Origin of the sequence: Bradyrhizobium sp. LHD-71, from assembly GCF_031157255.1 — a bacterium.
Classification (GTDB): Bacteria; Pseudomonadota; Alphaproteobacteria; order Rhizobiales; family Xanthobacteraceae; genus P52-10.
The window spans coordinates 326,779-344,689 of record NZ_JAVIFX010000005.1 but is presented as its reverse complement, the minus strand read 5'-3'; the positions used below and the strand labels follow the sequence as shown (position 1 = coordinate 344,689).

Annotated in this window: 17 protein-coding genes; 6 read left to right on the top strand and 11 right to left on the bottom strand. The window is 60.3% G+C overall.

Annotation, left to right across the window (positions count from 1 at the left end):
- Nucleotides 1–554 precede the first annotated feature (554 nt).
- The 4 genes from RCO31_RS07960 to RCO31_RS07945 form a co-directional block, all read right to left on the bottom strand.
- Complete coding sequence (locus tag RCO31_RS07960; protein WP_308967719.1) at nt 555–878, bottom strand: hypothetical protein; 324 nt, start codon at nt 876–878, stop codon at nt 555–557.
- A 261-nt stretch (nt 879–1,139) separates the two neighbouring features.
- On the bottom strand, nt 1,140–2,126 hold the full coding sequence (locus tag RCO31_RS07955) for a DUF3991 and toprim domain-containing protein (RefSeq protein WP_308967717.1): 987 nt from the start codon (nt 2,124–2,126) through the stop codon (nt 1,140–1,142).
- A 549-nt stretch (nt 2,127–2,675) separates the two neighbouring features.
- A complete protein-coding gene (locus tag RCO31_RS07950) occupies nt 2,676–3,119 on the bottom strand; it encodes a hypothetical protein (protein ID WP_308967716.1) in 444 nt (147 codons plus the stop codon).
- 85 nt (nt 3,120–3,204) lie between these two features.
- Nucleotides 3,205–3,777 carry a hypothetical protein gene (locus RCO31_RS07945; protein WP_308967715.1) on the bottom strand — a complete coding sequence of 191 codons (573 nt, stop codon included), beginning with the start codon at nt 3,775–3,777 and terminating at the stop codon, nt 3,205–3,207.
- Between the two features lie 902 nt (nt 3,778–4,679).
- Between RCO31_RS07945 and RCO31_RS07940 the strand changes: the two genes are divergently transcribed.
- The 3 genes from RCO31_RS07940 to RCO31_RS07930 all read left to right on the top strand — a co-directional run bounded on the left by RCO31_RS07940 (nt 4,680) and on the right by RCO31_RS07930 (nt 6,989).
- Nucleotides 4,680–5,135, top strand: coding sequence for a DUF3788 domain-containing protein (locus tag RCO31_RS07940; RefSeq protein WP_308967714.1), 456 nt, complete (start codon nt 4,680–4,682; stop codon nt 5,133–5,135).
- Nucleotides 5,136–5,448: 313 nt separating this feature from the next.
- On the top strand, nt 5,449–5,730 hold the full coding sequence (locus RCO31_RS07935) for a DUF427 domain-containing protein (protein ID WP_308967713.1): 282 nt from the start codon (nt 5,449–5,451) through the stop codon (nt 5,728–5,730).
- A gap of 845 nt (nt 5,731–6,575) precedes the next feature.
- The gene (locus RCO31_RS07930) at nt 6,576–6,989 is read left to right on the top strand and encodes a cupin domain-containing protein (protein WP_308967712.1); all 414 of its coding nucleotides are present in this window, start codon (nt 6,576–6,578) and stop codon (nt 6,987–6,989) included.
- 426 nt (nt 6,990–7,415) lie between these two features.
- On the opposite strand, the gene RCO31_RS07925 is transcribed toward RCO31_RS07930, so the two are convergent.
- The 6 genes from RCO31_RS07925 to RCO31_RS07900 all read right to left on the bottom strand — a co-directional run bounded on the left by RCO31_RS07925 (nt 7,416) and on the right by RCO31_RS07900 (nt 13,665).
- A complete protein-coding gene (locus RCO31_RS07925) occupies nt 7,416–7,874 on the bottom strand; it encodes a Rid family hydrolase (RefSeq protein WP_308967710.1) in 459 nt (152 codons plus the stop codon).
- A gap of 228 nt (nt 7,875–8,102) precedes the next feature.
- On the bottom strand, nt 8,103–9,380 hold the full coding sequence (locus tag RCO31_RS07920; protein ID WP_308967709.1) for a thiolase family protein: 1,278 nt from the start codon (nt 9,378–9,380) through the stop codon (nt 8,103–8,105).
- Between the two features lie 71 nt (nt 9,381–9,451).
- Complete coding sequence (locus RCO31_RS07915; protein WP_308967708.1) at nt 9,452–10,108, bottom strand: peroxiredoxin-like family protein; 657 nt, start codon at nt 10,106–10,108, stop codon at nt 9,452–9,454.
- A gap of 148 nt (nt 10,109–10,256) precedes the next feature.
- Nucleotides 10,257–10,661, bottom strand: a complete 405-nt coding sequence (locus RCO31_RS07910; protein ID WP_308967707.1) for a host attachment protein — start codon at nt 10,659–10,661, stop codon at nt 10,257–10,259.
- A 42-nt stretch (nt 10,662–10,703) separates the two neighbouring features.
- Nucleotides 10,704–12,563: a Na+/H+ antiporter NhaA gene (nhaA, locus tag RCO31_RS07905; RefSeq protein WP_308967706.1), complete on the bottom strand. Its 1,860-nt coding sequence runs from the start codon at nt 12,561–12,563 to the stop codon at nt 10,704–10,706.
- A gap of 40 nt (nt 12,564–12,603) precedes the next feature.
- Nucleotides 12,604–13,665: an ATP-binding protein gene (locus RCO31_RS07900; RefSeq protein WP_308967705.1), complete on the bottom strand. Its 1,062-nt coding sequence runs from the start codon at nt 13,663–13,665 to the stop codon at nt 12,604–12,606.
- Between the two features lie 414 nt (nt 13,666–14,079).
- Between RCO31_RS07900 and RCO31_RS07895 the strand changes: the two genes are divergently transcribed.
- The 3 genes from RCO31_RS07895 to RCO31_RS07885 all read left to right on the top strand — a co-directional run bounded on the left by RCO31_RS07895 (nt 14,080) and on the right by RCO31_RS07885 (nt 16,443).
- The gene (locus RCO31_RS07895; RefSeq protein WP_308967704.1) at nt 14,080–14,574 is read left to right on the top strand and encodes a TlpA family protein disulfide reductase; all 495 of its coding nucleotides are present in this window, start codon (nt 14,080–14,082) and stop codon (nt 14,572–14,574) included.
- A gap of 189 nt (nt 14,575–14,763) precedes the next feature.
- A complete protein-coding gene (locus RCO31_RS07890) occupies nt 14,764–15,897 on the top strand; it encodes a site-2 protease family protein (RefSeq protein ID WP_308967703.1) in 1,134 nt (377 codons plus the stop codon).
- A 54-nt stretch (nt 15,898–15,951) separates the two neighbouring features.
- Nucleotides 15,952–16,443 (top strand): cupin domain-containing protein, encoded by a 492-nt coding sequence (locus RCO31_RS07885; RefSeq protein ID WP_308967702.1) that lies wholly within the window; start codon nt 15,952–15,954, stop codon nt 16,441–16,443.
- Between the two features lie 627 nt (nt 16,444–17,070).
- Here the strand turns inward: RCO31_RS07885 and RCO31_RS07880 are convergent.
- Nucleotides 17,071–17,850, bottom strand: a complete 780-nt coding sequence (locus RCO31_RS07880) for an IclR family transcriptional regulator C-terminal domain-containing protein (protein ID WP_308967701.1) — start codon at nt 17,848–17,850, stop codon at nt 17,071–17,073.
- Between the last annotated feature and the right edge of the window lie 61 nt (nt 17,851–17,911).

Sequence of the window (17,911 nt, the reverse complement as noted above, 5' to 3'; positions counted from 1 at the left end):
CTGGGAAGTCGCCAAATAATTCAACGGGCACCTTCGCATAATCCGAAGGGTCTAATCGTTGGGCCACTTTTGTGACCAATTTTGTCGGATCCTCCACGTATTTTACGAATTTTCCTATCTTCTTCATCATGCATTCTCCTGGGCTAGTCGGCGCTGGGTCAACATTCGCTTCCCGTCCGGAACGGCACGGGTGGCGCCGCCCGGTCAGCATCTGTCGCAGGCCATCGCGATGCATCCACCATTCGAATGATATCGGCGGGACCTCAGGTCGACGCGAAGGAACCCGTCACCAATCCATAAGCAGGAGAATGCCGCCCAGCGCGATGAATGAGCACTGAGCAATAGCGCGCTATCACCGGAGCCGGTTCGGCGGATCGACGTGTTTACCGAGGTTGGCCGACAGCGGCGCTGGAGCGGCACCGACAAGGCGCGGATTGCGATCGCTCAAGGGCTACCGGTGCTAATGTTGCGTCTGTCGAACCCGGGGATGAGAACGAACCACGGGAGCGGTCACGCGCTTTCCGCGCGTCTTGGCACTGTCGGGCATCAGGGGCTCATTCTACCGGCGGCGCAGCGCGGGTGTAAAACTCCACAAAATCCGCGAGCGGAACGGCCAGCTCCCGGTGCTCACGATCGGCTCTGCGTTGGATCTCGGCTGCGAACTCTCGCGAGACATCGCGCGACCAGCCTTCGTCTGTGTTGAACGCCACGACGCGAACGGGATCATTGTACTGTCCGCCATAGAGATCGCTAAGCGTCGTTTCCCGATCTGAATGGTCGGTATCCGTCTCCGCGAAGACGCGCCCGAGATTACCGAGCTCATCCTCAACCATATAAACGGTGCGGTTAGATGAGGGGATGATCGAGGGGGCGGACACACGCAACTCCGGAACTGATCTGACTCAATGCGCCCGCAGGTTCTTGGTTCCTGCCTCAATCGGGCTCGACTCTACTCAAATGAGTCGCGACTTTCTCGGACAATCCTTTGTCGTGTTGCCAGGGTGCATCGTCTCTACATGACGCTCGTCCTCGAATCCGGCGGAGGCCGGAGGCCGATCTGAATCTCAATATATTGCCTATCAGCCTTTAGCCGTGATGTCGGTCGGACGGATCCAACCGCCGCGCCAGCACGATGGGTTTCACTGCCTGCCGAGCCGGTTGCAATAGATAGACCGGCGCGCAAACCGAGCGGCGGCCAGTCGGCCGACGGCTGTGATCGGCGCCTGCGGCATCCGCTTGAACAGCGTGATCAAATCGTCGTTCCAATCGCCGGCGCGCGGTCGCGAGCGCGCATAAGCCGCGCCGGTCTCCGCCGCGATCCTCTGGATCCGGTCCGCATAGACGTCGCCCTGCCGATTGTTGTCCGTCGCCGCAACAAGTTGCGCGTTTGTGTGTGTTGCCAAGCGGCGGATCGCATTCTCGCTCGCAGGCGCCCAACCACCGCCAGTGCTCACATAAAGTGTGTCCGCGCGCAGAGCCTCGATCGCGGCGACACTCATCGCGTCGATCGCAGCTTCGGTGATGCAGATCCGCGATGCCGCTGACGGTCCCAGCCGAAACAACTCCTTGGATCCGCCGGTCGCGAATCCGCGCCATTGCGGACCGCGCTCTTCCCAACCGAGCAGCTCACCGTCGTCGCGACGATGCGCAGCCCAAATGCTGCCACGCGGGCCCTCGCGCAGAACGGCCTGGCCGACACAGGCTGCAACGATCGCGGCGGGCAGCCTGCGCGTGATCGTGAGATAGCTCCATGCCGGTGAGTCGTCGCCCGGAAGGCGGCGGTACATCCAACGTTCGGCGATCGAGCGGAGCGGGCTGACACGGTTATCGCGTTGCCATGGTTGTGGGCTCGGGACGAAGCCGATCAGCGACGCGACGTGGTCGCACGCTTGTGCGAAACCTTGGGCTCCGAGATGCTGCGCGAGGTCGAACACATCGCCTTTCGCGGGCGACAACGGGTCGAACCAGCCACGATCGCCGTGGATCACGATCACGATGCTGGCATTGCGGCGATATTTGATTGCGCGTCGCGTGCTCTCTTTCAGATCAAGCTTCCAACCGTCGTGTTGGAGCAGGGCCGCGCAACCGACACGATCCCGCAATTCTTCGATTTCTTTCTTTTCCATGATCCTCACCAGGCCTCCTTTTCGGCTTCGCCCGATCCTTTCTCCATTTGAGGTTTTGCTATCGCTTGGCGACGGCACGGCGCCCTCCGGCCGCGAAGCGTGACGGATGCAAGGGCGCGGTGAGATTTCATGGCTAATGACAGCTTGGCCGCGGCGGAGCCTCCCTTGCATCGGGCATGGCGCCAGCGGCACCAGGCCGCCCGGCTCACTGAGCCGGGGGCCAAGGGTCGTATTGATGGATGATCGTGACGTTGCCTTTCTCGAGTTCGGGTGACGGCTTGATGCCGAGCGATCAACCGACCTCGACAAAAATGACCGGCATCATCAGGGCGCGGGCGAGATCGTGTGCGTGTTCCGAGCGAGTGCGAGATTGTTGAAGATAGCGAGAGCTTCTGCCTTGCGGTGGGGACAATTCTCGCGCAAGGCGGGGACGGCTTCGGAAGCACCAACGGTCGCCTCAAAGCGCAGCCGAAGAGGTCGCGCTCTTGCCTTGCGAACCGCTCGCAGGTTGATTGCGGAAGCTCATTTGCCGAGAGATGGTGAGCTCCGCTATGCGACTTCTTCGATCACAAGCTTCCTTCCATTGAACTCCACGGTCTCGCCGGCCCGTGCTCCCTCGATTGCCTCAAAGACCGGGGCCTTCGTGGAGATCCCCATGACTTCTCGGCCATTGCATGTAAATTTGCCGGTGGAGACCGCTATCACGAAGTATCGACCTGAAAGCCGCACGAGGGCTCCTTCGGTAACGGTCGACTTTGGCCCGAAGTCGACCTCTCTCAACTTGTCGAGCTTATTGGTATGATCGTGGAGAGTATCGTCCAGGGCTTCGGAAAAATCACTGGCGATTTCCGCCTGAGCCTGCTCATCGCTCTCGATCGGTTCGCTTCGGTCGAGGCGAGCACCAGCAACGTAATCGAAGTACAATTCACGGGCGCTTTGAAGGGAAGCGGCCTCAAGCGAAAGCATTGTCTCTTTGATGGTGTTCTTGTCCATTGTACCTCCTTGAAAACCCCTCGCTCCTCCGCATTAGGTCTGGTTCCGAAAGCGTCGGAGCATCGATTACGGCTACCGACGCATCTCATTCGTTATCGGGAACGTCCGAGCCCTGATATGGGATTCGGTTCAGTCGCGAGTCCCGGAGTATACTTGTGACGAGCCAAACATATGCCTGCTCAGCAGTGTCGAAACCGAGCATCGAGAACGACTCACCAAAGGGGCATTCGGGAAAGTCGGGATATCCGATGCGCAACACATAACGCTCGGGATCGCGGTCGTACTCGTTCTTGTAGACCTTGCGGAGGCCGTAGCGGCTCGGGACATCGCCATCTTCGATGAACTCGGTAAAACGGCTGTCCACCAGCCGCTCAGCTAGCCCGGGGTCACAGATCTCGTCGAAAATGTCGAACGCGTCGATCAACAGGCCCTTGCTGTGCGTCTTTTGGTCCGAGATCGCATAGACATTGGACGCATCGCCCGCATCAGGCCCGCTCTCCAGACGGAGGGCAGTGTCGACATGGATGTCCCTCGGGTCCAGAGGGGAATTACGCGCCAGGTCGAAAAGATGACCATCCTTGATACGATACTCTCGGTCGTAGCCCCTCTTAACGAGTTGCGAAACTGCCTCCACAACATCAGCTACTTTTAATCTCATCCGAAACTCCAGGCGCCTTGTCCCCGACGCTACGCAAGCAGCATTTCGCTGTGAAATATTTGACTGTTATCGTTTCCATTCCTGCGCGTTCTCTGCGGCGGGCGGCCGGTGATGGGCACGCGCTATACCGGCAGCGGCGTGTCGGAGGGTAATTACATCGCAGTCAAGACGAGGGTGAGGGCGTCACCGCGTCCCTCGAAGGCGGTGACCCGATCCCATTGAGCTATGGCGTCACGCTCGAACCGACGTTTCAGTTGATCTACAGCTATCGGCTCCGATCGCATCAGCACCATCGACTACGACATGGCCGATAGCTTGTACGGCCGCGTCGGCGTCCGGCCTGCCAGCAGAACGTTGCCGTCATGTGCTGGCAGCGGCATGGTGTCGACGCCGTCATCTCACGTTGCTAACTCGATCATAAGATAGTCGATAGCTGATAGCTAAGTAGATCTTCGTTAACCTTGCGTGATCCCCTAGCCACGTGACATGGGCTCTACCGCCGCAGCTCGATTCGCCACCGGGCGTCGGAACCCCGGCCGGTGCTTCAAGATGAAGCCGGAGCCCGTCGAGTAACATCCCGCGGTCTTCTTCGATCCGAAGCGGGCGAACTTCGACGCGCTCGCGAACCACCGCGCAGCCCATCGGCAACAATGTGTTCATGTTCTCGGCCGGCTCAAACGACACCCACCCACTCGACTTCGTACGCCGCGACGAGCACATGGCGACCGGTCGTTCGGCGACGACGAGAGATGCGCCTCTCCCAAGAGGCGGCCGGGAGTCCAGATTCCGTGTCCGAGAATCCGCGACTTGGCTTTCTGCTTTGACGGCCAATTTGCCTACGCCTCAATGCCGCGCTGAGGCCGAAGCGAAAGTCGATGGTCTGCGGCGTAAAGGAAAGCGGCATGGAACAGTCTCCCCAGATTGGCGCAAGGATCACCGATAAGTCGGCGCCGCCCGATGACGGCGCCGTCCGTGAGTGGATCGGATCGGCTGCATTCAAGCATTGGGTCGGGCTGCAGAACTGGATCGAGAAATTCTACCCCGGCGTTTTCATGCCGGAATGGCTCTATGGCGGCCAGAAACGCGGCTGGTCCCTGCGCTACAAGAAAACAAAGGCGTTCTGCACTTTTCTGCCGGAATACAGGCGGTTTTCGGCCGTGGTGGTCTTGGGGAGAGCAGAACGAGAGAAGTTTGAGGAGCGGCGTTATGTCTGGCGCTCACAGTTGGTCAGCTTCTACGACGAAGCCAAAACATACCCCGACGGAAAATTTCTAACAGTTGCGATCTCATCGGCAGATGATCGGCATGATGTGACGGAGCTTTTGATGATGAAGCGCCCTCCACCGTCACGAGGTTGAAGGTCGCGGAACTCCTAAATCCGCTGTCGCGGTTTCGGGAATTGCACAAGAGACGTTCAGAAGATGCCCACCGCCTCCTGAATCCGGACGAGGAGAACGGTTTCGGGAATCCGGGGAGCTGAGGGCGGTTCGCCGTGAATAAGACGCTGTACTCAACATAGGCGGCGATCCCAAAGGTCCTGGCGTTTGCACAGCGTGGTGTGACCGCGCGATTGCTACCGCTATGCAATCCATTCCCGTTTGTTATTTCACGGAGGCTAAGGTCGACGATAACGTTGGCGTCATCCAGCAAAAGTACCGCGAGAAGCATTGAATGACGACAGCGACGTGGAACGGCGTGACGATCGCAGAGTCCGATAAGACGGTCGTCGTTGAGGGAAATCACTACTTCCCGCGCGAAAGCGTCCGCAAGGAATACCTGCAGGCAAGTTCGACGACGAGCCGCTGCCCGTGGAAAGGCACGGCGCGGTATTACTCGTTGGTGGTGGACGGAATGACGAATGAGGACGCCGCATGGTACTATCCGGAGCCGTCGACGGCGGCGGCGAACATCAAGGATCATGTGGCTTTCTGGCGCGGCGTTGTCGTCGGGTAGCCGAGCGGCGTTCTGATAGAAGGCGCGATCGCCACGTCGTAGTTGCGGCCTGCATTCGGGGATTGAACACCGGTAAGTGTTTGCGATTCGTCACGTGTCAACGCGAGACTTTTCTATAGTCGATCGATTTTCGCCTGCTTTCTTTCTAAAAACCGAGACGGACGAGAAGATGATCACGGCCTACGATAACTTTCACGCCGCGATTATCGAGATGCCCAAGCACCAGAAGGTGGAGCAGTTTTGTACGTCTGAAAGTACTAGGACCCAGTATTTGTGAATCCGGAAGTACTTGAACGTAAACGAGGTTGTTGTCGTGGACCGGCGCCGTCAATCCGCTTTGGCCAATGGCTCACTTTTCGAGCCGTGCGAGGAGCGCCTTCAACTCACGGTGTCGATCGCCGCCTCGGTGACGTAGATCCGCGCCACTGCGGGCCGCGCTCCTCCCGCTGGACCGCCGTCGCGGCGATCGCATCCGGAATGTCGCCGAGCCGGTCGGGGAGGGTGTGACGGGCCCTGCAATCGTCGAAGTGACACAATCGCGGAGGTAATGACACTAGCGATGCTTCAGAAAGATCGCCGCAGTCATGCGCCGTTGACGTGGCGGAAGAGATCGAGTGGCGTGCGAATGATCCTAGGGTCGTGGCCGACGCGCACCATCAGTCCGTCTCGACGGTCCAAGTGTTTAATATCGATCGCGTAGGACCATTATAACGCATGGCTATTAATTTCATGGCGTGAGGTCATTTCTCAATTGCCGCGCGCAATTCCATGCTGATGGGTGTGAGCGACAACCGTTCGTCGCTGCTGCGACACCCAAGCAAGGGTGCATAATCAGGAGCCCACAAATGGCAGTCAAAAAACCAGTTCTGACACCGCCGCAGGGCGGCGAGACAATGACCGCGAGCGGCGGGTCGAGCATCGAGATCAAAGTGGAAAGCAGCCAGTCTGGAGGCGACTATGGCGCCGTCCTGTGGACAGTGCGAGCCGGGGAGGAGCCACCGATGCACACCCACTCCCGCGAGGACGAGTTAGTCTACGTTGTACAGGGGAAGCTAATCGCGACGGTCGGCGATACAAGCGTCGAGGTGGGGCCCGGTGCGCACGCGGCTCTTCCACGTGGTGTGCCGCATACGATCAAGGTGGTCGGCGACCAGGCGACCCTGCTGGCCACCTACGTGCCGGGTGGGCTGGAGCGCTTGTTGGTTCCCCGAAAGGGCGAGAAGCCCGATCCGGCCGCATTCGGCATAACATTTCCTTAGAGCGCAAAAGGGCGGCGCGCCGTTCGTCACTGGGCGGTCGCACGGCGCCGCTAACGCACTACTTCAAGCACACTCGCCACGAGCAACCGGCGCTGCGAAAATCAAGGCGCCGGCATCCATGATTCGAGGATAGAAGCAGAGTCAGCTTGCAAACTGCAATCGATAAAACTATAATTGAATCAATGGTTTATGTTCCATAATGTTAGTTATGCGAACAGCTTGTGCAGCCGCAATATAGAGATGACACCCCTCCGCAAATTTGAGATGGCGCTCCGCGGTTGGAATGCAGTTGCGGGAAACGGCGATCGTGGTGGTGTCGATGAGCGAGACGGAGTTTTCGCGGCTCAATGTGCTTGGAGGTGCAAGCCAAGCAACTGAAGGTGACTGAGGCTGCCAGTAGCGCCCATTTATACGGCACCCGCAAGTCTAGTCTGGAGGTAGTATTGCCTTGAAGACGATTTCGATAAGCTGCTCTGGAAACGCTAGCCTCGATACGCCGATCAGATTGCTGGCGCACTGAGGCCTCGCGGTGGCGTAGGCTTCTTTGCGCACCTTGCCCGCGACCGCAAACGCCTCATCAACATCAAGGACATAGAGGGTCTCTTCCACAACGTGGTCGAGGGTGGCCCCAAACTTCCCCAAGATTTTCGCCGCGTTGGCATAAGTCACCCGCATCTGCTCTTCCATCATCGAAAATTCAACCGGCTTGCCGAATACATCGAGCGTCGCGGGGGCCACCATGGTTCCCTTGTCGTCGTGGCTGAGCTGACCGGCCACATGGATCGTGTTTCCGATCTTGATCGCCTGTGCGTACCCGTAAAGGTCTTCAGCCGGCACACCATGATAGGCTGCCTCCTTGCCATTCGTTGTGCTGATATTGGTCATATCCATCTTCTCCGTTGTGTAGGCTCGGGTGAATATCTGGACCATTTGTCGATCGCCGTGGTTCACGGAGCCGACGAGTCGCGGCAATATGTTTTGCTTGGTAATCGAACGGACGCCGTCGCTCGCGGCTGCCTCGACATGTCGACGTCGCGGCAGCCGTTAGTGGCCCTCGCGCGATCAAAGAATGCCGTTGATCGCGACGCCTCGTCGGTTTCCGATCCCCGGCCGTCAAACCCTCTCCAGCAGGACAACGGTCCCCTGCCCGCCATCGGCGCAGACACTAACGATCGCAAGTGATCCTTCGGGCTGCGACCAGAGCTCCTTTACTGTCTGACTCAGGTCTCTCGCGCCCGTTGCGGCGAATGGGTGGCCAATCGCGACCGAGCCACCGTTGGGATTGACCCGGTCCCACGGGAAGGTCCCGAAATCTGCATCAACTCCAGTCTTGGAGCGGATCCAATCGTCTCGTTCGATGGCGGCAACGTTCGCCAGCACCTGAGCGGCAAAGGCTTCGTGGAGTTCCCAGAGATCTATGTCATCGAAGCGTAGGCCGTGCCGGGCGAGCAGGCGAGGAATCGCATAGGATGGCGCCATCAGCAGCCCCTCGACATGGTGGTCGACCGCGGCAATCTCGTAATCGACCAGGCGCAGATAGGGCGTGTTCGCCGGCAGCCGGGCGAGGCCGACCTCATTGGCAATCCAGCAGCCGGCCGCACCGTCGGTGATAGGTGACGAATTCCCCGCCGTAAGCGTCCCCTGCCCGCTCGTTTTGTCGAACGCGGGCTTGAGCGCGGCGAGCTTCTCCGCCGACGTATCGGCGCGCGGATTTGAGTCACGTTCGAGTTCGGGCAGCTTAATGACCAGATCGTCGAAGAATCCGTCATTCCATCCGGCAATGGCGCGATGGTGACTCTTCAGCGCCCACGCGTCCTGCGCCTCGCGGGTGATACCCCATTCCTTCGCAGTTTCTTGCATATGGTCCCCCATCGTGCGGCCGGTAATCCGGTTTGCCCATCCCTTGATCGGAAGGAGATAGTCTTTCGGCTCGAGTGCCTTGAGGGCAGCACGGGCAGCAGCCGGATCGCGTACGAACAGGTCGCTCAGCCGCTTTGATGCCTCGGCGGTCAAGCCGATCGGCGGACGGCTCATCACCTCCGCGCCTCCGACCATGGTCAGATCAATTCCGCCGCCAAGCATGCCGGCGGCCGCAAACGCGGCGGTCATGCTAGTCGAACAGGCAAGCACGACGGAGAATGCCGGGACGTTAGGATTGAGCTTGGCATCGAGCCACATTTCCCGCGCGATATTGCTCCAGCCAAGGCTGGGAATCACGCTCCCCCACACGACAAGGTCCGGTTCGGCGCGAGCAGCCATCGCTTGGGCGACAGGAACCGACAGTCTGATCGCATCATAGCTGGCGAGTGCTCCCCCTCCTCGTCCGAAGGGTGTACGGAGCCCGGCGGCGACGAAGACAGCGTATGGAAACCGGTCGACGGGAGCGCTCATTATGGGTGGTCCTTTTGCACGTCGGAAGCTCAAGGCAGATCATTGCCCCCAGCTATTTGTTGTTTGCGGTTTCAAGCGGCGCGCAACTGGCGCAGGTGTTCCAGCACAGGCAAGACGTCTCGCGGCGGCGAGCTGCCGGATTGCCCAGGGTTGATCTCCGAATAAGCGATGAGCCCCGCCTTATCGACGATAAAGCGAGAAGGGATCGGTAGCGTCCAACTCTCATCGCCGTTGAGCGCCGGAAGGTTGATGCCGCTTTTCCGGTGGATCTCGCGGAGGAGCTCCGGAATACTCCAGCGCACTCCGTACTGCTGCGCGATTCGGCCGCCTCGGTCGCAGAGTATCGGAAAACCCAGCTTCAATTGTGTGTGCGCTTTTGCGTTCTCCTCGACCGTCTGCTGCGAGATGCTCACGAGCGACGCACCAAGCGCCTCGACCTTGTCGCGGTGGGACTCGAATGCCTGCAAATCGCGGCTGCAAGCCTGGCACCACATGCCGGTGTAGAACGTAACGAGCAGCGCACCACGTCTAAGCAATGTGTCCGATACGACCTCGACGCAGTTCTGGTCCCGCAATCGAAAAGACGGCGCATGGTTGCCCGCCATAAGCGTGCGCTCGGCCTGTCTCGTCGCTATCAGATATTCGGTCGCGCTTCGTATCGCGTCCCTAGCATCGCGGCTATTTAGCTTCGTCGAACCCGCCGAAGGCGTGTTCTCGCGCTTCTTCATGTCCGGTCTTTCCTGGGCCCGCGCTCATCAGGAACCGCGGGACATTCTGGTTCAGGTTGATCAAGTACAGTCGTTTTCATCGGTAACTCCGAGTTCATGCAAGTTATGTCCTTTGCGGTCTCCGCCGGCAGCCGTTTGCAGAGGCGTGTCAGGCGTCCGCGATCAATGAGGCGATGTCCTGAAGCGAGCGCCGGCTGAAGTCCTTCGCGAGCTCGCCTATGATCTTGGATTTCAAGTCCCGGTGGAAATGCTTGCGCATCTCCCCCAAAGTCCTGGGGTCAGAGACAACGACCAGGTGTTCTATTGTCCCGTCGAGGCTGAGCTTGTTCAAGAACGCGGCCGTCGCCGCGGCGAAATCGTCCTCGGCCAGCCGCTTGCTGTCTGGGTTGGCCGAGCCTGTGTGATGGCGCACACCCGACCCTGAATGTGCGGGCGCAGGATTGGCCTCAGTGATCTCGACTAGATGCACACCAGGTTTGACGCCCGTGTTATGGAACAGCCGTACGATCTCCCCGTCAGCGACTGCTACTGTCGTACCGGTAGGTAGAATCATCAAAAGTTCTCCTGTTCACGATTCCGCTTCGACGTCGGCTGGCTATGATGCTTGCATGCTCGCATTGTCGGGCGCCTCTTCGACGAGCTCCTGAGGCGAAGCTCCCCAGAGCAGGACAGTCCCAACGACGGCGGAAAGAATCGACGCGGCGAACACGGCGATCTTGGCGGCCGAGAAGTCGGTAGCATCTGGAAATGTCTGCCCGGCGATGAACAGCGACATCGTGAAGCCGATACCTGCGAGGGCTCCCGCCCCAACCAATTGGCGCCAGGTATACTCCTCCGGCTTGACGGCGATGCCTGCACGTACGACCGCGGCTGTCGCGAGAAAGAAGCCGAACGGCTTGCCTATCGCAAGACCGGCGATGATCGCGGCCATGAGCCAGCTATGCCCGGCGAAGACGTCCAGATTGATCACGACGCCGGCATTCGCCAATGCGAAGATTGGAAGGACCGCGTAGCTCGAGCGAGCGCCGGCGTGGCGCAGCAGCCGGTCGGCTGGCGATTCAAGTCTGTCGTGTATCGCATCGAGCGCTTGCAGCGCCGGGGTGGATGGGCCGTGTCTGAGAACCTCGCCCTCGTGCCGGGCCTCGGAGGCAATGATAGTGCTGGCCTGCATCATCAGAGTCGCCAGGTCGGCCGGCGGGCGCGTCGGGATGAACATCGCCAGTACCACGGCGGCCAGCGTCGCATGGAGGCCGCTCGCGTGAACAAGTACCCACAACGTGAGGCCCAACACGATGTAAGGCGAGAGCATGTAGATTTTGGATCGGCTCAGCAGCACCAGCGCGACGACCACTGCGGCTGCCGCTGCCAGGTAGCCCAGATGGATGTCTCCTGAGTAGAACACGGCGACGACGATAATCGCACCGATGTCGTCGACGATAGCTGCCGCGGTAAGGAAGATGCGCAGCTCGACGGGGACGCGTGCGCCCATCAGGACAATCAACGCAATCGCGAACGCGGTGTCCGTCGCCATCGGAACACCCCATCCGTATGACCAGGGCCCGCTAGGGATGACCAGTACATACAGAAGCGCCGGCACGACCATGCCGCCTATCGCGGCCGCGATCGGAAGCGCAGCGGCCCGCCGACTTGCCAGGTGGCCGACTGTCATCTCGCGCTTCACTTCCAATCCCACGACGAGGAAGAAGCTCGTGAGAAGGGCGTCGTTCACCCAATGAAGGATAGACATCCGGAAGTGAGCGTCACCGACGGTCACGCCAAGCTCTCGGTGCCAAAACGCTTCGAACGCCGGACCGATCGGAGAGTTCGTCAAGACGATCGCCAGCAAAGTCGCGAGGACCAACAAGATGCCAGCGGACGGACCCCAACGCGCGAAGTCCAGCGCCGCTGTACGGACGCGGTGGCCAAGCGTGCCGAGCATCGCGTCGACGAAAGAGCTCTCGTCCCAAGGCCCGTCGTAGCGCCGGCGGTTAATGTAGAAGGTCGGCGTAAACCTCACCCCGCTTGCGCGAGAGCTCGCGATATCCGCCTCGACCTTCGCTCTTGCGCGCCTCAAAGCATCGCTGTCGGCGCGCGCGAAGTCGGCGTCCACGCCGAGGTCGTTCGCCACCGCGATGAGATCACCCTCCGTGAGCTCCGTCGACCGCGTCATCAGCTTGATGTGCGCCGACCAGAACGCCTCTGGCGTCTGCGCAAGTTCGACGAGTTCGGCGGCCCGATACGCAAGGCTGTTGTCAGAAAGCGGCCTGTGGCGGAAGGCATAGCAAACGCGGTCGCCAAGTTGATCGCGAGCTTGTGCGATGCGTTCGTTGGCAGCCCTGCAGTGCGAGCACGCGTAGCTGCCGTATTCGACAAGCCTGATCTCGGCATCGGCGCGGCCGAGCACGTGGTCTGTTGTCGGGTCGACCGAACGGTCGAGGCGGCCTGGCCGGATCATAGGCTTCATCGCTGGACAAGTTTCGAGGCGTTCGCGTCTGCTACGACGTCGGCGCAGCCAACGCCCGGTTGATGACGCGGAATACGCCGCCCTCGGGTGTCGGTGAATACGCGATCTCCGTGTCGACAACTAAGCGCGGGGGCTCGGTTGCGTCCGCACGCGGTAGGAAGATTCGCACCAGTGTGCCGACGCCAGGTTTGCTTTCTATACGGATCGCGCCGTCTCGCGCATCGGCGAAGCGCTGGACCTCGGTGAGCCCGAGTCCGCTGGCGCTGCATGGGGGTTTTGTCGTGAAGTATGGGATGAGGGCTTGCGAGAGAATCTCCTCCGACATGCCCTCCCCATCGTCGACGACGACGATTTCGACGAACCGCCGCGTTGCGGCGGAGACCTGTTCGACGTTCCGCGCCGCGACGGTGATCACGCCACCGTGCGGCATCGCATCGGCCGAGTTTCGGCAGAGATTCAACAGAGCAAAGTAAAGCTCTTCCGAGTCGGCATTGAAGGCCCACAAGTCAGGGGCGATCTCGACGCGGACCGAGATGTCCGGACCCAAAGCGAGCTCGAGGGTTCCCGCGATCACCCTGAGGCGACTTCCTGTGATCAACTCATCGATCGATTTGGGCCGCACGGGGTCGAGAAGTTGCTGGCTGAGCAACAAGCCGCGGGTGATGGCCTCCTCCCTTTCACCGACGATGACGTTTCGGTATCCTGCATCGCTCTCGCACGCGAGCAGCCACAGACCGCCGCCGATCACCGCGAAGAGGCTGTTTATGTCATGCGCGATCGACGGCAAGACGTCCGTTGTTGCGCTCACGTTCCCCCGGTCGCTGGCGGCAATCGCGCAACCCGCACTGGTCCCCCGCCTGCTGTGGCACAGGACCCCGGAAACCTCGCCGTTTGACCCGACGATCGGAATTTCAACCCACCTGGACGCGTTGATGGTGCTGCCGCGGTCGCCGACGCCGCCCACCCTCGCGCTGAATGTGGGCTGCACCCCGATCGCGACGCCGGCCCTGTCCACGAGCACGACAACATCTTCTAGCGGAATGCTTTCAACAGAATCGGGCTGTAAAATGCCAGTTTTCCCTCTGATTTGCACGTCCGACCTCCTGGCCCGCGACCGCTCAACGAAACGTCGACTTCGGCCCGCACACAGGGCGGGCAGCGATCGATTTACGAGTGTCTCCATGATTGTCGAAAAGGAAAATGAACTCTCGCCATGGAGTCGATAGCCGGTCGTTATTGGAGTGACTGGGGCGTTTGGAGCATGCGGGCTCTAGGCGCCCCAGCGATCGACAACAATTCGCCAAGGGTCGCACTCGGCGGCCCGGGAGACGTCCTCGCATCGCTATCTCACATGGCTATCCGGGCGCTTGAGGCATTACCGCTGGCTATCAAGATCATAGCTTTACCAGCCCATTCCACGCCGATACGGGTATGGTGCCGGGGCCCGGTCCGAGACTGAACAGACTGTACCTGCCTCGCTTGGCTTCGGAATTGCGCGAGAGTATCCATGACTCAGACTATCGCGGGACAACTTGCTCCCGAACTCGAGGTCCCCTACTGGATCGACGCGAAGGGAACGCAATGCCCGCCTGTTACTCTGAAGGAACTCGGCGAGCGGCACCGGCTTCTCTTTTTCTACCAGCATTGGTGCCCCGGCTGCCATTCGCGCGGATTTCCAATGCTCCAGGCGCTGGTTGAAGATCCACGTAGCCAGAGTGTCGCCTACGCCGCAGTCCAGACTGTATTCGAGGGTTCGTCGGTCAATACGCCTGACACGCTACCTTTGGACCAGCGGCGTTACGGCCTCAAGATTCCTTTCGGCCATGAGGACCGTTCCTCACTCGGCCTCTATCCCACCACGATGGAAAACTACCGCACCGGTGGCACACCGTGGTTCGTTGCCATCGACCCCGACGGCATGGTCCTTCAGGATGGATTCGAAATCGACATCTATCGGTTTATCGGATCGGTCGCTGAAACCGGGCCAAACGCGCGGGGATGAGTCGAAGCGTGTGCCCTTCACCAATATCGTCGAGAGAAGGACCGCGGCTTCCCACCGGCGTGTTGCCCCAGCTCGTAGATGAGCCAGCCGTACGAGATATGCCATCCGCGGCACCGCGCAGCGCGAGCCTACCCGCCCCGGCTACATGCTGTCTGTAACCACAGCCGGAACGATCGAGATGAGACCCACATGTCCTGGTCATTGAACATCGGAAAAGTGGCCGGCACCGTGGTCCGCCTGCACATCACGTTCGTGCTATTTCTCGCATGGATCTTTGTTTCTAACTATGCCTCGAGCGGCGCGACCATAGCCTGGAACAGTCTTCTCTTCGTGGTGCTCCTGTTCTTATGCGTGCTGCTGCACGAGTTCGGACACATCGTCACCGCGCGGGCATTCGGCGTGCCCACACCGTATGTGACGCTACTCCCGATTGGCGGCGTCGCCGAGCTCGAGCGCATTCCGGAGGAGCCGTGGGAGGAATTCCTCGTTGCGATCTCAGGTCCCGCGGTCAACGTGGTCATCGCCGTCGCACTGATCGTCTTCGCTAATGCGAACCTGCGCGCCAGCGCCGCGATGGGCATCGACAACATGCAGATCCCGATGGTGGACCGGCTGGCCGCGCTGAACCTCTTTCTTGCGCTCTTCAATCTCATTCCTGCCTTCCCGATGGATGGCGGCCGTGTGCTGCGCGCAGCGCTTGCGAGCCGATTAGGATTCGTGCGCGCAACCGAACGCGCAGCATCGATCGGCCAGTTCACGGCCTTCGTGCTCGGCTTTATCGGTCTCTTTCATAACCCGATCCTCGTCTTCGTTGCCGTCTTCGTTTATCTGGCAGCGGCTTCAGAAGCCCATTCAGTCGCTTTGCGCGCTGTCTCGCGGGGCGTACCGGTGCGCCAAGCGATGATGAGTCACTTCGTCACGCTACGGCCTGACATTCACATTGACGAAGCGATAAACGTCCTTTTGCAAACCTCACAGCGGACGTTTCCCATCGTCGACAGCAATGGAAGTTTCGTTGGCACTCTCGATCGTGCCAATATCCTTCAGTCTGTAAGACAAACCGCGCCGGTTGCGCGTGTGGCTGACATCATGACTGAATCACCGGTTCTCACCGTCAGCTGTCGCGCCACCTTAGAGCAAGCATTGAAGCTGATGCAGCAGAATTCTGCCGCAACAGTCGGCGTCACGGAGGCGGCAGGCAAATTGGTCGGTCTCGTCACAAGCGACACAATTGCGGAGATGATGACGCTAGCGATGGCGCGGAAGGACCGTACCGACGATGCGGCGCTCGCGTGGCGAGGCCACGGGAGCAGCATGCGATGATCTCACCGGGACGATCGACTTACACCAACAAGTCAGAACTGGAGGCGATCCAATATGAAAGCTGAAACAACATTCTTGCCGTCCCACGATTTTCGAATGCTCTCGTTGGCGCTCGTTGCAGGGCTTGCTTGTGCGCTCGCTGTTGCCAAGGCCCTTCCGGCCACCATGGATGCGGCGTCAACGATCCTGACGCCGTTTTGCAGCACCGCAAATTCTCCGGGTTCGTCTGTTGAAGTCGTCGCATCCTATCCGTTAGCTGACATTCCCGGGAAGCGTGTCACCGTGGTCCGCGTGGTCTACGGCCCTGGAGGCTTTACTCCGCCACATCGGCACGCCGGTACAGTAACAGCCTATATCACAAAGGGCGAAATACGTTCGCAGCTTGGCGGTGGTCCTTTGCAGACGTTCACGGTTGGGCAATCATTTTTTGAACCTCCGGGCGCAACGCATGTTGTTTCGGCAAACGCCAGCACGACCGAGCCTGCGGAGTTGATAGCGATCTTCGTGGCTGACGACGGCGCGACATTGACCACTTACTTGGACTGACGACGGGAGTTTCGTCAGCATCCTCGATCGTGCCACCATCCCTCAGTCGGTAAGACGGGGGCGGAGCCGGATGCGCGTGTGGCTGGCATCATGACTGCATCATCGGTTCTTGCCGTCGGCCGTTGCGGTCAACCTCCGTCACAAGCGACACGATTGCGGAGATGATGACGCTCGCGATGCTGCAGGAGAGCCGCGTCGGGTCGTGCGCCGTTTGCGTGGCAGAGACGCCGGAGTGACATGCGGTGGTCTCAGGGTCCTGACCGACCTGCTGCAGAAGTCGACCTCGGGTGCACGCGAGGCCGATGCGGAGGGCCAACGGCCGTCGTCGCGGTTCGTCCGGACATATGGCTCGCGCCGCTTGTCGCAGCGGCCCCCGGCAGAGCTTCGCCAAGTTGGGGTGCGGATGAGGGAGCGAGGCAGAACGTGGAAAGCGACCCCCCGGACAATCCGTCCATGAGGCGGTTTGAAATTTCCCTGGGCGAGGTGCGCTCGCAGTCGCCTACTACATGGACGAAGCGGTCGGATCGTCCTGCTCCACACGGAGGTATCGCAAGAGCCGTTCCGTCAAGGTACGGATCGCGATGGGCGCATGACCGCCGTTCGCTGTACGAACGGTGGTGGAACGCTTCAACGCAGCTCTTTCAACGGCCGCGCGATCTGGTTCGCGCAGTCGAGCAGCACAGGCAATAGGCGTTTGCGCAGATCGCTGACTTTGATACGGGCCGAGGCCGCACTCACGCTGACGGCGGCGACGATGTCGCCGTTGGCGACAAACACCGGGACGGCCATCGATCTGATGCCCGGCGCCAGCTCCTCGTTGCTGATGGCATAGCCGTTCTCCGCGGCGGTCCGGATCGCAGACAGAATGTCCGGGATCGTCGTCAGCGTCCGCGGCGCGCGCGCGCTCATCGGATGCCGGCTCAGCCGACGCGTGATGTCGTCATCGGTACGGCGGCCGAGCAGGATGCGGCCGGTCGCGGAGCAATAGAGCGGTAGATAAGCGCCGACGCGAACGCCGGTCTGGACGTAGTGCTCGGCTTGCGCGCGGGCAATGAAGAGCGATTGATCGTCGTCCAGCACCGCCAGCGAAACCGATTCCGCGACTTCGTCGCGAGCGCGCTCCAGCAGCGGCTGCGCGATATGCACGAGTTTATCGCGCTCGGACATCATGCCGCCCAGTCGGCGCAAGCGATCCAGGGGACGGAAGTCTCGTCCCGACAGCTCCAGGTAATTCAATTCGACCAGGGTGAGAAGGCATCGGCGCGCTGCTGCGCGTGTGGCGCCTGATGCGCGCGCGGCATCGGCAACACTCATCACCGGGCGAATCGAGAATGCCTCAATGATCGCGAGGCCTTTCGCGAGCCCCGCCATTCCTTCACGTTTCTCTTTGGCCTCCGCGCTCGCCATAGCCCGGCTCCGCCTTGACAGCCGATTTAGAACGGCTCAGGTTGTTCGAACTTTGGATATT